Source organism: Acidicapsa acidisoli (genome assembly GCF_025685625.1).
GTDB classification, from domain to species: Bacteria; Acidobacteriota; Terriglobia; order Terriglobales; family Acidobacteriaceae; genus Acidicapsa; species Acidicapsa acidisoli.
Genome location: NZ_JAGSYI010000001.1, coordinates 1,308,369 through 1,324,420, shown reverse-complemented (window position 1 = coordinate 1,324,420; position 16,052 = coordinate 1,308,369). Strand labels below are relative to the sequence as shown.

The following is a 16,052-nucleotide window of genomic DNA, read 5'->3' as shown; positions in this document are numbered from 1 at the left end:
TGACAAGGGTGGGACCAGCAACTGCTGAATCCTGACCATCCAGATGCACAAATCCCTCAAACCAGCTACACTTTCCGCCGATGAACACCCTCCGGCAACTCCTCATTCCAATCGCTGCATTCCTCTGCGCAGCCAGCACTCAGGCCCAGATCCCGGCCTTCCCGCTCACCCAGACCGGACTCGTCATCAGCCGCCCCACGCAACCCCCGCAGCCCTTCACCGTTGCCGGTCCGCGCGGCGTCCTCGTCGGCACCCAGGACGGCCAATTCGAGTCCTGGATTCTCCCCATCAAGCTCCTCAGCCATCTGACCATCGAGGCAAACCTCGAAGGCTACTCCGTTCCCATCCCCGTCAACCCCCAGTCCGCGAACATTGAGGTCCGCCCCGACCACACCACCATCACCTACAGCCACCCCGGCTTCACCATCCGCCAGATCATGTTCAGCCCGGCTGACAACGAGGCCGGGATGACTACCGCAGATACCACCCCCACCACTGGGCCGGTAGTTCTCTTCCAGATCGATGCTAACCACCCCCTCGATCTCGTCTTCCGCTTCACCCCCGAAATGCGCTGGATGTGGCCCAAGCGCAACGACGGCATCCCCAGCCCTGAATGGGTTCCAACCAAACCCCAGAACACCGGCGAAGGCTTCTACATGCTCCACATGGACTACCCTGACATCGCCGGAGCCATCACCATCCCCACCGCCACCCCCGGCATCCTCGCCCCCTACCAGGAGCGCCCGCAGGTCCATCCCCTCGAACTCCGCGTCCACTACGACCCCAAGCGCGACGGCACCGGCGTCGATGCAAAGTACTTCCCGCTCCTCATGGCCGTAGGAACCACCCCGCAAACCACAACAGCTATTGCTCTGCGTCAGGACCTCGACCGGCTCAACGCTGCCATCCCCAACGCCTATAAAGCCCAAGCCGATCACTACACCAAACTCATCACTGAAACCACCACCATCGAAACCCCCGACAAATCCCTCAACGAAGCCTTCAACTGGGGCGTAGTCTCCATCGAGCAACTCAAAGCCCACGAATTCGTAAGCAATCAGGACGCGTTAGTCGCCGGCTACTACGCCAGCGGAGACTCCGCTCGCCCCGGCTTCGGCTGGTTCTTCGGCCGCGACGCCCTCTACACCCTCTACGCCGTCAACGGCTTCGGCGACTTCGCATTAACCCGCTCCGAACTGGAGTTTCTAATCGCCCGCCAGCGCCCCGAGGGCAAAATCATGCACGAATTCTCCCAGACCGCCTCCGACCCCACGGTCGCCTGGAAGTCCTTCCCCTACATGTACGCCGCAGCCGATGCCACCCCGCTCTTCCTGATGGCCGTCCGCGACTACTACCGCGCCAGCAACGACCTCGCCTTCCTCCAGAAAAATCGCGAAGCCATCGAAAAAGCCTGGGCCTTCGAAACCGATCCCGCCCACGACACCGACCACGACGGCATCTACGACAACAGCCAGGGTACCGGCTGGGTAGAAAGCTGGCCCGCAACCTCCGGCTCCCACGGCATGCCCCACCAAGAGGTCTACCTCGCCCTCTTAGACCAGCAGGCCAGCCAAGCCTACGCTGCCCTCGAAACCGTCCTCGGAGACAAAGACAAAGCCGCCAACGCCACCACCCGCGCCGCCAAAATCCACTCCACAATCGAATCCGAATACTACGACCCAGAAAAGGGTTGCTACGCCTTCAGCCACAACCCCGACGGCACCCAGGACAAAGCCAGCACTGTCTATCCCTCCATCGCGTATTGGGATACCGACTCATCGCTCGCTCACCCCGCCGCCTGCCTGAGCCAATGGGCCAGCCCCACCATCGCTACCGACTGGGGACTCCGCGACGTAGCCACCACCGAACCCTTCTATGACGGCCTAAGTTACCATCAGGGCTCCGTCTGGCCTCTCTTCACCGGCTGGGGATCACTCGCCGAATACCGCGCCAACCAACCCCTCGCAGGCGAACAAATGCTGATGCAAAATGTCGACCTCACCTGGGCCCAGGACCCCGGCGCCGTCACCGAACTCCTCTCCGGCGACTGGTTCGTTCCCTTCGGCCGCAGCACCAGCCACCAACTATGGTCGAGCGCAATGGTCATCACCCCAACGCTGCGCGGCCTCTTCGGCATCAGCTTAGATGCCGCCACCAACACCATCACCGTCAACCCCCACCTACCCGCAAACTGGACCAACGCACGCGTCAGCAATCTACATCTCGGGAATAGGACTCTAATCCTCAATTTCTATCGCGAAAGAGACAGGTTGCGAGCAACAATCGCAGATGAGGACGCAAAGACAGAAAACCTCCATCTTCGAAGCGATTACGAAGGCACGAAGACTTTGAGCACTGTCGAAATCTCGATCCCCCTGCCCGCAATCGAACTAAGTATCCCCGCTCCCGCTCTTCCCAGTCCCGGCTCCAGGCCCAGCCAGATCAAAGTCCTCTCTACTGAATACGGCACACGCAGTTTGACTGTCCGGTTTGCAGGTCAACCCAACACAAACGCCGAGCTGGCGATTCGCCGCAATCAGGCGGTATACGAAAAAATAAAGTCTGTAACGCCGGGCGATCACCCCAACGAACAGGCACGAATCATCTCACTTAACCCCGACCTACCGGATCCGACCAAAAGAGCCAACGAGCCCACCGCCCTCGATCTCCACTTTCCTCAGGGCCAGGGCTGGCAAACTCTCGAAGTCACCCTAACGTGGTAACCCCTACCAAAGTAAACCAAGAAAGCGTAAAACCATCACCACCGCTAACTCGCTAAAAGAATAGGCTCCCGCCTCTGGGAGCCTATTCGCCAACTTGCTAACCTGCTACTTTAATTCCGTCAGCTTCAGATACACCCCATTTGTCCATCCAAACCCGACCGCATTCGTCTTGTAACCAGCCAGCACCTTCACATCCGAAGTTCCAGTCTCGACGTTGTACTTCTCACGGATCGTTGCATCCTTCGCAAACCCCCGATCAATGGTCCCCGTAAACTCCGCCGCAATCCGCTTCGCATCCTCCTTGAATTGATAAGCCTCCAATCCAGCCACTGCGAGCCAGTTCGTCGGAGCCCACCCAAACGGCTCATCCCATTGCATCCCGCTCGCCGTGTTGCTCATCGCCAAACCGCCCGGCCGCTCAAATAACTTCAACTTACTCTCAATCTGTGCAGCCTGCTCCCGCGTAGCCACGCCCGCCCACAGCGGATACAACGAAGTAACATACGCATAAGTTGAACTACGAGCCCTCATAAAGTCATAATCCGTAAACGTTCCCTCTTTCGGCGACCACAGATACCGCTGCATAGCTACATCCCGCTTCTTAGCTCGCTCTCCCCAAACATGCGCATCGTCCACCTTGCCCAGCACATGCGCAAAGTGCTCCATATCTCTCTCATACCGAAACAGCAGGCTGTTCAGACATATCGGAGCATAATGATGCGTGGCGCCAGAAAACGCCTCAAACCGAAAGCTCGGATCAAACCCCGACTCCCGCATTGCCCGGTCGCCTTCATAGAAATCCCGAGTAAGCCGATAACCCTCCGCCTCAGCCTTCGCACATACCGTCGATTTCGTAACATCGCAACTCGTCTTCTTCAACCGCGCCGCCTCTTCCGTACCCGGCTCCGCCGAGCCCTTCAGCAAAAAAACATGATTCTCCGCCGGATGAGCAACCAACCAGCGAATCACATCCGGATAGTAAGTCGAGTCATCCGCCATCTCTGGCACCGGACCCTCGCCAAAGTCGTAATATCGCGCCAATCCAGTATGCCCCGCCTGGTGCTCGGGCCTCATCCAGGTTTCGTAGTCTTTTGTCGCCCGCGCATATCCAGTTTCCAGCCATGCCATCCGGGACGCCTTATCTCGAAAACTCGCCGGATCTTCATACACAGCTCGAATCATCGAAGTGAGAAACGGCGGCTGCGACCTTGTCAGAAAGTAAGTTCGGTTCGCGTTCAGCACCGCGCCATAATGTTCAATTTCAAAGAAGAAGTTATCGACCATCCCCTTCGCCAACTCCTCGCGATGGTCGGCAATCAATCCAAGAACAATAAAATAACTATCCCACCCGTACATCTCATTGAATCGCCCGCCCGGCACAACATACTTATTCGGAAGATACAGCAATCCCGGAGTCATCTTATCCGCCGCCAGCTCCTCCGGCATCAAGTCGCCTAACTGCGTAATCCGCTTCGGCAGCGCGACGACCTTCACGCCGCAGCTCTCGGTCAACCCCTTCACAGCTTCGGGCGCCGTTAACTCAGCCGGAACATACAACACCGGATCGCTCGTCACCTTCACATCCTTCAGCGAGTGGCAATCCGTCATCGACCGCGAAAGCTCATCCCAAGCCTTGTGTATATAGCCCACCGTCGCCGCCGGGTCCGGAGCAGCCGCATCCTGCGCCCACGCAACCCGACCGCCAATAGCAACGAGCACAAACGCAAGCCCCACCAACCGGCAACCAGACAACCCAGGCAAACCCGTCCCCAATCGCAATTTCATACTGGACAGGAGTCTATCGCAATGCCCCATCCCTGCCACAGAGGGAACATCCATCCCGCCCTCGGTGTCTACCCCCGCATGAGAATCGCGATATCGACGTTTCCCAGTCCGCCCGATGCTAGCCACAAAACCAGCTAACCCGCCAAAGCGCAACGCGCGCCAACTCGCTAATCCGGAGGCCTGCCATGTTCGAAGACGCAACCTTCCACTCCCGCAGCATCCAAACCACCCAGACATCAAAATGGATGGTCGTTACCCTCACCCTCAACGTCTCCCTGGTTGCAGTCCTCATCGCCTACCCGCTCCTCTATCCAGAAAGTCTCCCCAGTCTCCTACTCCGCCGCACGCTCTACGCCCCACCCCCAGCTTTGGCTGCCCAGGCCCAACCCCAATTCCAATCTAGATCCGCGCAATCCGCTCCCATGCAGACAATGACCATACGCGACCCATTCGCCGCGCCTTCCGCAATTCCAACAATCACGAGAACAGACGCCGATTCCGCCCCGCCCCCAACCGTGTCCATTGACCTGAATCGAGCATCCAACGGCGTACCAGACGCAGACGGTCCCGTCACCAGTGTTTTCCACCCCAACCCTCCACCAGCCGTTCGCCCTGCTCCTCCCCGAATTGTCCCGGTCTCCGGCGGCGTCATCGAAGGCTACATCCTTAGTCGGAGCGCTCCGCTCTACCCAGCGATCGCCCGCACCGTCGGAGTCTCGGGCACTGTCGCTTTGGCTGCCACCATCTCCAAATCCGGCACGATCGAAAACCTTCGCATCCTCAGCGGTCATCCCATGCTCTGCCAGGCCGCCATCGACGCAGTCCAGCAATGGCGCTACCGCCCCTACCTCCTGAACGGTCAACCCGTGGAAGTAGAGACCACCATCAATATTGTCCTCTCATTGGGAAGCCGTTAGCTTGTGAATCGACACAACGTAGTCACCCCGCGCCAGCGGACGGCAAAATCGGCCCAGCAAAGAAAATGCCGCCTGCCACCCTGGGAATCACTTTCCCGGAGGCAAGCGGCTTAGCCGTCCTTAACAGTTCAAGTTTCGCAATCTGTTCCCAACGCCTGACGAGGGGCTCCTCTTCCCCGCGCCCGACTTTCCACCCCGGCTGACACCTTCGTCAGAAGCAGACCGCTGCTCTGGCTGAATGTCAGAAATAGCTGACCAGACTGTTCGGGAAACAGCTTGTGATCTCTTCCTGCTAACCTTCACCACGGAGGTTCCAGTGAAGTACACCTCCGATCCTAGTCACCCCCGAACAATTCACAAGTTCTATCGGGTAGCGGGAGGGGTTCTATACCTCAGAAAAACACGTTGCAGAGCAGTGAACTCTAGCAGAAAGCTCCTCCAATTCCGCAAAAATCATAGGCTTTCCGGAGAATCTACGCGAAATCGCAATCTTTCGCCCTCGCTCCATGGACACCAGGCAGAATGGCTCCGTATCATACGGTTTCGGAGCGATTGAAAAGAGTGGATATCTCCCAAAAGCCGCCTGGCGACGCCGGCGCATCCGGAGCGCCCGCCTCGCGGCTCTCCCGTGCAACACTCGAACCCTGGGTGCCGCAGTCGCTCGCCGACCGGGAGGCGATCCTCGCGCAACTTGAGCTGCTCCTCGTCCATCCTCTTTTCTTCCAGAGCAAACGTTATCCTGCCCTCCTCCGGTTCGTCGTCGAGCAAACCCTCGACGGAAACGCCGACCAAGTCAAAGAGCGTTCCATCGGCATGGAAGTTTTCGGCCGCCCTCCCGGCTACGACGCCAACGCCGACCCGGTCGTTCGAGTCACCGCTGGCGAGATTCGCAAGCGCCTCGCCCAGTACTATTACGACCCCTCGCATGCCGATGAGATTCGCATCGAGCTCCCCACCGGCTCCTACGTACCCGTATTCCAGCGCACCATAGAAACGGTCGAGCCTCCGGTCGCGCTTCCTGCGCCGCCTTCCGTCCCGCAGTCTCTTCCGGAGCCGGTCCAGCCTCAGCCGCCCACCGGGGCCGAATTACCTCAGATCACGCAGAGCCAGCCGATCGTCCACCACGTCGCCCACCCTTTATTGACCTTGCTGCTGGTCTTCGTCACCCTCCTGCTCGGGCTCGCCGGAGGTTATTGGTATCGCCAGTATCGCCAGTCCAGAATCCCGGTTCCCGTCCCCGCCGACCAATCGGTCGACGATTTCTGGCAGCCGATGACCGCCGGTCCCGCGACGGTCACTTTCTGCCTTGGCGAACCCGCCCGCGACTCCAGCGGAGACACCGACCCGGCCCAGACCATCAAACATCCGAAGCTCGCTGAGCCGCTGTATTTTCGTCTCCGTCAATCCGGTCTCTTCGCCCTCGCCGACGTAGTCACGCTTACCCGCATGACCGACGTGCTTGAGAGGCAAAAGAAGTCCTTCCGCGTCTCCGCAGCCTCCGAGGCCAGCTTTTCCCAGCTACGAGAAGGCCCCGCCGTACTCATCGGCGCATTCGATAATCTCTGGACCATGCGCCTTACCCGGGACCTTCGCTTCGGATTCGACTCCATCGATGGGAACGCTTTTATCGTCGATCGAAGAAGCAGCACCAAAACCACCTGGTTCACCGCCTGGGACCTGCCCTACGAAAAACTCGCTCGCGACTACGCAATCGTCGCTCGCTACCGCGATTCGCTCACCGGTCAGCCCGTCGTCATCGCCGCGGGTATCTCCGAAGAAGGAACCGAAGCTGCCGGTGAACTCATCTCGAATGCCGCAGACCTCAACGCGCTTCTCCAAAAAGCTCCCTCGAACTGGCGCAACATGAATATGGAAGCTGTCATCGAAACCCAGGTGATCGACGGGCACTCAGGCCCTCCACGGGTCCGCGCCGTTGAGTTCTGGTAAGTCGCTGTCAGATCACCTTAATAGTGACCAATATTCAATTAAGAAGGCTGTAACATCGACTCGTATAATGGTCGGCGACAACCCGCGCCAAAATTCAGGCTAAGACCAGCTCTAAGTAATCTTTTCGATACAAGCCGGTGCAAGCATTTCAGTCGCTGAAATCTAACTGGCCAATTGCAAGCGGATGAATCGGCTTATACTGCGGATTCAAACTTTGGTAATGTTGATTGATGCTGTTCAATTGATATCGTCGTCGACACTCTAATTTGAGACGGCTCAGCGTATACAGCACAAAGGCCGCGATCAATGACCGCGGCCTTCTATACAGGCAACCACACTGGAACGCGAGAATCTCGGATGCCCATCATAAGCGGCTTCAGTGTCTGGGGGTCTTATGGCGCTATCTTCGAGATCCGCGAACAATAGGAATCTCAACTCTTCCACCGCAACCACGGAGATGCAACGCAGGCCGCTTCTTCTAGTTTATGCTTCTTTCTTCGTCTTTGCCTTCTGTGCAGCCCAGCGCTTCCGCTGCGCGTCCGCGATTGCCTTGCGTGCCTCGGGACTAAGTACTCGCTTCACCGTCCCCTTGGCCTTCGGACCCGTCGCCTTACCTCGTGCCTTCTTGGTGGACGTGCTCTTGACGGCTGTAATCTTGGCCTCTACCTTGCCAGTTGCCGAAAGAAGATTACGCACTTGCTTGAGCCGCGCAATCTCCGCATCTAGTTGAGCGATGATATTTTCAATTGCCATAGACCTCAGAATATCCCATTCCTGTGGATAAGTCGACAATATCAAGCCAGGGAATCATCCAATCTTGCACGCTTTCCCAATTTTGTTCCGGTAGATGTAGTTACTGCGCCCTGTCCTCGTGGGACGCGTCAATTCGCGGCCCTTGATTTCGATAGAATTTGTTCCGCTTTTCGAATTTCGATCTTCCGGAAAGATGCCTGACTTATCGACTCAAGACCCACACATGTCTAGTTCACAACCAGAGTCACCGGTAAGCTATGAACCACCCCATTTGCACTCGCCGTCACTGTCACCGTATAACTTGACGGCGGAGTACTGCCGCCCGTGTGTAATTGCACACTCGAGCTCCCAGAGCCGCCCGCTCCCGTGCAGCTGCACATGCAGCCCACCATGCCGAGGAAGATCAATCCAAGCGCCAAAGCTTGCTGGTGTATCTTCCGTCTCCGCCAACCCAGCGGCACTGCGAGAGCGCCGCAAAGCAGCAGAGCCTTCCCTCGCCATTCTGGTTTGTTGCGTTCAGCCGTAGCCGATCCCGTACTAATGCCAAGATCTATATTTCCCGCTACACCCGCGGACGGAAGACTCAACTGCGCGGGATTGAAAAGACAAAGCGCATTCGCAGGCAGGTTAGCACACTGAAAGCTGAACGTACCCCCCGATCCGGGTGCCGCTCCACCCAGAGCTGTTACAGCAAATGTGTAATAGGCTGTTTGACCCTGTGCCACCGATGCTGAGTTATTTCCGATGACGGTGAACCGAAAGTCGAAAGCAACTCCCACCAGTTGAAGACTCACTGGACTCCCGCCATTCGTGCTCGTCAGCAGCAGCGTTCCCGTCAGCGTCCCGTTAGCCGTCGGTACGAAAGTTATATTCACCGTGCAACTCGCAGCCACCGCGATCGTTGCGCCGCATGTGTTATTGCTCAACCCAAAGCCATTCGTCTCGCCAGTCGCATCGATCGCTAACGTGACTCCGGTCAGCGAAGAAGACGTGCCCTGATTACTAACAGTTAGCTGCACAGGCTGCGCCGCTTGCCCAACACCAGTCGTGCCAAACTGCACAGTTGTCGCAGGCGTAGTTCCAATTCCCGGCGGCAAAGCGCCCGCACCATTGAGCGCCGTCGACGCGCTAATCGAACCCCCAATCGAACCCGATGTACCAGCCGTCCCGGGAGCCACCGCGCTCGCCGTCAGCGCGCCCGTCGCAGCCCCCGCGGCAGCGGGAGTAAACACTACCCCTGCCGTGCAGCTCGCGCCGCCGTTCAACACCTGCGTACAAGTTGTCTTTGTTGGATCGAGGCCAAATCCCGCTGACACCGCCAGCACCAGGTCGGTAATTCCAGCCTGACCTGAATTCTCAATCGTCGCTGTCTGCGTGCCGCTTACCTGGCCAACCAGCGTCGCTGGAAATGTAAGCGCGCCGGGTGTAATGCTCAGCACGGCTGGTGTCAATCCGGTCCCGTTCAAGCTCGCGAAAGCCGTAATAGCCGCATTCCCCGCTCCCAGCGTCGAGCTCGAGGCCGTGAGAGATGCCTGTCGTCCTCCCGCCACCGTCGGAGTGAAGGTGATCGACACCGAACAGTTTCCTCCCCCAGTCAGAACAGACGTGCAATTCGAGGAACTCATCGCAAAATCCCCAGCAGCCACGCCGGAAATCGCAAAGGTCAACCCCGACAACGGCTCTCCTCCGGGATTCGTCACCGTCACGATCTGCGCAGCGCTCGCAGTCCCGATTCCCGTACCTGAGAAGGTCAGAGAAGTCGGGTTGAAGCTCAGCGACGCCGGCGCCAGCCCCGTCCCGGAAGCCGATACCCGCACGGTCGGCACGCCAAGACTGGTGCTCGAGAGGACCACTGTCCCGTTCTGGTTGCCGCTGACCACTGGCGAAAACGTCACCGGCGCCGTGCATGTCCCACCGGCCGGCAGACTGGTTCCGCAGTTTCCCGATCCGACGCTGAAAGGCGACGCCGTCGATATCGACAGTCCTTGCAGCGTGCCGGTTCCCGGATTCGATACGGTAAGTTGTAACGGTGTGCTATTGCTCCCGACCTCCACTGAGCCGAAGGCCAGCGTTGTCGGGTCAACCACCAGTTGTGCCGTAGGCAGACCAGTCCCCGTCAATCCAGCCAGTACGGGCACAAATCCTGAAGTAGTCGATTGGATCGTCACAGACCCAATGCGCGTTCCGGGCACAGTGGGCGAAAACTGAACCGTCAAGGTGCAATTGGCTCCGCTGGCCAAGGAGCCGCCGCAGCCATTGGCCGCCAGACTGTAATCTCCAGCAACCTGAAACGCTAGTCCCGTCAGCGTCGTCGCCCCCGCATTGCTCACTGTTACCGTCTGTGCCGGGCTCGTCAGTCCCACCGTGACCGTGCCAAAGTTCACCACAGCCGGATTGACCGTCATCGATCCCGCCGGAATCCCATTGCCAGTCAGCGGCACCACCGCAGGCGTCACTCCCGTCGAATCCGTGTTGATCGTCAGCGTCCCTCCGAGTATTCCGGTCGCCGGAGGCGTGAACTGAACATCCGTCGAGCAACTCGCCCCGGCCGCCAAGGTCGCCGGACAGGTGTTGGCCAGGACGCTGTAATCGCCATTTGCCGTGATGGTCACTCCAGTGAGTGCAGCTTGCCCCGAATTCGTCACAATCAGGCTCTGCACCCCGGAGGCCGTGTCTACCACCACGCTCCCAAAGGTCATCTGCGTGGGGCTCACCATGATTCCCCCCACCGGCACTCCGCTCCCGTCCAGTCCAACCGTCAACGGCGCAACCCCCAGGTTGCTCACCGTCGCCGTCAACAAGCCCGGCTGGCTCCCGCTTGCTGTCGGCGCGTAACTCACCCCAACCGTGCAAGAGGATGCGCCCGCGAGCTTGGACCCGCAGGTCGTCAAAGTAGAAGACAAAATATATGGACCCGTCGAAACCAGGGTCAGGCTATTCGCCGTCTGCTTGCCCACGTTGCTGATCGAAAACGTCTGAGGAGCAGTTATTGTCCCCACAGCCGTTGGAGGAAAACTAACCGTCGCAACGCTGGATTCAAGGACGATAGGCGGCGAGCCCGTTCCCGTCAGGCTCACTGTTCCCGTCGGAGGAATCGCGTTGCTTGCTGTAACAGTAAGCGTCGCACTCTCCACACCAACCACCGACGGCGCAAACGTCACTTGAATATTGCACGAGGCTCCCGGATTCACCGTCCCCGTGCATGCCGTGATATCCGTAGGCGCGCTCAGCGCAAAATCTCCCACCTGTGCCCCACTCGGCCCGGAGATCCCGCTCACCGCAAACGCCGGTTGGGTCATCGGCTCCTGCCCTGTGTTCGTCACCTGCACGGTGAATGCGCTGCTTGAACTCGCCACAACAACTGTTCCCAGATTCAAGACCGCCGGAGAAATCCCCAGCATTGGCGGCAGCATCCCCGTTCCCGTTAACGTCACATTCGCCGAAGCCACTCCCTGGCTCGTCGTCGCCACCGTCAGGGTCGCCGTCGTCGGGCCAGCCGCGATCGGCGAAAAGATCACCCCTACCGTGCACGCCCCCCCCGCGGCCACACTCGCTCCGCAGGTCGTTGTTCCCACCGAGAAATTCAGCGCTCCGGTCCCGGAGATCGAAAAACTTGGCTGTCCAAGCGGGGATCCGCCCTTGTTTGTAATCGTCACGGTCTTGGCAGCGCTGGAAACGTTGATCTGCTCGTTGCCAAACGCCAACGTCGTTACCGACAGACTGATCAGCGGCGGCTTCACTCCAGTCCCGCTCAACTTCACCGACTGCGATCGAAGCGCGTCCGAAATCACCAGCGTGCCAGTCTCAGCCGACGCCACGCTCGGCGAAAAAGTAACCGTCACCCCACAGGAAGAGCCTGCAGCCAACTGGCTCCCGCAGTCACTTACGGCCTTGAAGTCCCCGCTCCCAGCCGAACTAGAAACCGATGTCCCGATACTCGTAAGCGGCACCCCGCCGTTGTTGGAAATCGTCACCGTAAGCGGCGGCGACGTCTGTCCCAATACCGTTGAAGCAAAGCTCAAACTGGTGGTTGATAACGTATCCGTCGGCGCCAGCAGGCCGGTTCCAGTCAATTGCGCGCTCTGCGTTCCCACACTGTCCGTCACCGTAATGCTTCCCGTCGCTGCTCCCGCCACCTTCGGTGCAAAATCGACAGTCACAGCACACGCCGTCGACGCAGCCAGCGTGCTCCCACAGGTATTGGTCACCTTCGCAAACGGCGCGCTCACCGTAATCGACGAGATAGAAACCGGACTACCGCCCACATTCTGAATATTGAAGGTCTGCACCGCCGAAGTCGTTCCAACCTCCTGGGTGCCAAAGCTCAGACTCGTCGGCAACAGCGTCAAGGAGCCCGGAGCCAGACCGGTGCCCGTCAGTGGCACCAGCAACTGCCCGCCGGCCACATTTGCGTTGATCGTCAAACTCCCCAACCGGCTCCCCGTCGCTGTCGGCGAAAAACCCACCTTGAGTTGGCAGGATGTTCCGTCTGCCAGCACCGCTCCCGCGCAATCATCTGTCTCGGTGAAGTCCTCCGCGTCACTTCCCGTCAATTCCACACTCGACACCGTTAAAGCCGTCGTGCCAGTCGTCTTCAGAGTCACCGTCTGCAAAGCCGAGCTCGTATCTACCGTCTGCCCCGCGAAGGTCAACGAAACGGGTGTCACTGTAGCCGTAGTTACCGCCGCTCCCGCCGTCGCCGATGGAATCTCCCACACCCCTCGCCCGTAAGTCCCAGCCGTCAGCACCTGGCTTGCGGCGCTCGTCGGCGTCACTGCCAGCGTCGTCACGGGCGCAAGCGGCAAGCCCGAGCCATAAGGCGCCCAGCACGACACGCCACTCCCTACCGTCGCGCCTCCGCAACTCCCAATCGCCCGCGTCACAAAAACACCCACATCCGTCGCCACATACACGGTGTTGGCATCCTGCGAGTCCACCACTACCGAATTCGCCGGTGCATTCGGCAGATTCGAACGCAGCGAAGTCCAGTGCGCCCCGCCATCCGTCGATCCATACAAGTGCTGCTGTGGCTCCGACGGGCTCGCGATCCCGGAGACCGCGACATACACCGTCTGGCCCGTCGCGTCATGCGGATCGACATAGATTCCGCTCACGTCCTCGCCGAAGGCGTTGAACGCAGCCTCGTTGTTCACCACCGGCGAATAACTCAGATCCGTCCAGCTACCTACCGTTCCCGTGGACGAAACCTTAGCCGAAAACAAATGTCCCGCCGCCACTCCGCCGCCATCCAGCACCCCGGCCATCCCCACATAAATGACCTCACCCGCGCTGGCAGCCGGAACCGTGACGATTCCAGCCGCAATCGACCGGATCAGCGCATTCCCATTGCAAACCGATCCTCCGCTTCCGTCCAGAATCGGCGATATCGCATTGCTCGCCGACCATCCGCTCCCCGAAGCCGGCCCTCGCCAGACCCGGCAGGTTCCAATCAGTACGTCAGCCGGAGTCATCGGATCCAACCGAAACTCCGCCGGAAACGGCATCGTCAGACCATCGTTCCCTACCTGAGACTCTCCGATCACCGGAGTCGTTCCAAATGCCGCAGCCGAACACCCCGCCCCAGCCGCCGCCGAACTGCAGTGAAAGATCGAAACACCCGCCCCGTTATTCGCATACCAACTGTTCACATTGCTCGTCGGGTCCACGGCCACCGGTCCACCCTCCCCGCCGAGCACCTCATTCCAATCCCCCGCTGTCGCCGGAGCATCCGCAATCCCGGCCACGCCATTTGCCCCTAACCCAATCAACACCGTCGTCGCTGAACTTGCCGATTCCCCCAGCGAGCCAACCTCCGCCAGCAACCCCAAACTTCCATTCAGGTTCTGCCAGTGCGAGGCGTCCGTCGAAGCGCAAACCGAGCCCGTCTCGCCCACGTCATCCGAAGACCTCCACAACCCGCTGTCCGTGCCCACGTATAGCAGCAGCGGATTCCCCGAATCCCACGCGAATCCATGCTGGTACTCGCCCACCTGCGCACTCATGCAGGTCGTCGAATTCGTCGTATTCCGCCACGCGCATCCCGCCGCCAGACTGCACTTCCACAGATCGTTGTCCCCGGCAAAAACCAGCGTGTCACCGCCCGCGCCGGTACCCGTCGGCACAGCCGCCAATGTCAGGTTGTAGTCGCCATTCTCAATCGTCGCCGGCCCATTCTCATCCGAACTCTCAAGCGCTGTCGTTGCCAGCCGCGTTCCAAACGTGATCGAAGGAGTCGCACAATTCACCCCGGCGCCAATCCCTTCCAGATTGCATTGGTCCTGCCAGATCCCCTGGTCCTGATTGAAGGCGTCCACCGACCACGCAAATGTGTCGCCAGTCACCGGATTCACCGCCAGGCTGCCGCGAAAAATCGGACACCCCGCCACCCCCACCGACCCAGCTTCCGTCGGGCAATTTGCCGCCGTAAAACCAGCCCCCGGCTGTCCATTTGGATAGGACGGCATCTGCATCCAGTTCATCCCATCCGTCGACTGGTAGTACCCGTGATACCGCACCGCAGCCACAAACACCTGGCGCACCGGGTTCCACACCACCGAAGTCGCCGCGTTCCCATCCGGAAGCACAAATCCATCGAGCGGTCCCTGCACGTCCTCCCCATCCTGATCGGTAATCCGAGCCAGATGCCAGCTCGACCCGCTGTCATTCGACCAGTACAGCCCCTCATAGCTGGCAGCGCTCTGCACCGCGTTTACAACAGCCCCTTCATATGCCTGGCTAACCGCCGCCACCACCAGCTGCGAATTCGTCGTGCTCCACGCAAACCCAGCAAATCCCTCCCCGAGAAACGAATAGTCCTGTCCGCTCAGTTTGTCTTCCAGATCCATCGTCTGCTGGATCAGCGTCCATGTCTGACCGCCGTCGCCAGACCGCAGCAATCCAGCTCCGTAATACGAGTCCAGCGCATCATTCGGGTCACCCAACCCCACCAGCACCACGCCGGTTCCTCCCGGCTGCACCGTCACCGCGCCGATACTGATCCCAGCCTCCTGTGCGCTGCTCAGCACAGCAAGATTGTCCGTAAGCGGCAGGAACTGCACACTTCCCGGCGTCGAAGCTGCGGCATTCTGACTCTGCCAAAGCCCCCCGCCCGTAGTGCCCACAAAAACATGGTTCCCCGAAGCATCCGAAGGCTCCACTGCGATCGCAGAAACCCTACCCGTAACCAGCCCATAGGAAAGCGAATTCACCCCCACCGGCCCCAAAGCACTCCAAACCGGTCCTCCGGAAGCCTCCGGCATCGCCTGACCAAGCTCTTGAGTTCGAGTTTGGGTGTGGGTGCCCCAGGTCTCGCTTCTGAGACCTGGGAGGGATGCCAGATGCCCTGGAGCCTGCCCCAGTCTCAACCCCCGCCGCGCCAGAAACTCCCGAGCAGCCCGCACACGCGGCGGTTCCGTACTCGCCGGCGCTGAGCTTCCCCGCTCACTAGCCCTGACCACAATCTCGGAAGACTGCTTCGCTGTCTGCTGAAAGCCAGCCGCGCCAATCCCAACGCACAAAGGCCCAAGCGCCAGAAAGCCCAACACTCCCGGCAGAACCGCAAAACTCCAACCCGCTCCGCGCACGCATGTCCCCCATCAAGCTCAATGAGCGTGGAGCCGCCGCAATCTCCGGCAGCAAAGCCGCAGAGACAAAGACACCCCACCCAAATCCTTAATGAAGCAGACCCGAAGATGACCCGAGGAAAGCCGGCAGGTGCAGCAATAGAGAAGGAGTTATTTCCTATTTGGAATTCAGGCCCATTATAGGACGCAACTCCTGCGTCGCGTCCAGAAATAGCTCACGAGGGTAATGGACCGCCTGGAAGGGTACGGGCTTTAGCCCTTACATCCAGCCCAACAATATCGAAGGGCTTTAGCCCCTGAGGGGGATTTCATCAAACCTGAATGAGTTACCGCCCTTACCAGCC

General features: G+C 59.5%; 6 protein-coding genes. 3 read left to right on the top strand and 3 right to left on the bottom strand.

The window, feature by feature from the left end; all coding sequences use genetic code 11:
- The first annotated feature begins 80 nt into the window (after positions 1 to 80).
- A complete protein-coding gene (locus OHL23_RS05250; RefSeq protein ID WP_263350715.1) occupies positions 81 to 2,723 on the top strand; it encodes an amylo-alpha-1,6-glucosidase in 2,643 nt (880 codons plus the stop codon).
- Positions 2,724 to 2,828: 105 nt separating this feature from the next.
- Here the strand turns inward: OHL23_RS05250 and OHL23_RS05245 are convergent, their stop codons facing one another.
- Positions 2,829 to 4,508, bottom strand: a complete 1,680-nt coding sequence (locus OHL23_RS05245; protein ID WP_263350714.1) for an alpha,alpha-trehalase — start codon at positions 4,506 to 4,508, stop codon at positions 2,829 to 2,831.
- Between the two features lie 185 nt (positions 4,509 to 4,693).
- On the opposite strand from OHL23_RS05245, the gene OHL23_RS05240 reads away from it, so the two are divergent.
- Positions 4,694 to 5,425: an energy transducer TonB gene (locus OHL23_RS05240; protein ID WP_263350713.1), complete on the top strand. Its 732-nt coding sequence runs from the start codon at positions 4,694 to 4,696 to the stop codon at positions 5,423 to 5,425.
- 561 nt (positions 5,426 to 5,986) lie between these two features.
- A complete protein-coding gene (locus OHL23_RS05235; RefSeq protein WP_263350712.1) occupies positions 5,987 to 7,372 on the top strand; it encodes a hypothetical protein in 1,386 nt (461 codons plus the stop codon).
- A gap of 483 nt (positions 7,373 to 7,855) precedes the next feature.
- Here OHL23_RS05235 and OHL23_RS05230 read toward each other — a convergent pair whose 3' ends face one another.
- The gene (locus tag OHL23_RS05230) at positions 7,856 to 8,125 is read right to left on the bottom strand and encodes a hypothetical protein (protein ID WP_263350711.1); all 270 of its coding nucleotides are present in this window, start codon (positions 8,123 to 8,125) and stop codon (positions 7,856 to 7,858) included.
- A gap of 227 nt (positions 8,126 to 8,352) precedes the next feature.
- Positions 8,353 to 15,708: a beta strand repeat-containing protein gene (locus tag OHL23_RS05225; RefSeq protein ID WP_263350710.1), complete on the bottom strand. Its 7,356-nt coding sequence runs from the start codon at positions 15,706 to 15,708 to the stop codon at positions 8,353 to 8,355.
- Positions 15,709 to 16,052: the final 344 nt, after the last annotated feature.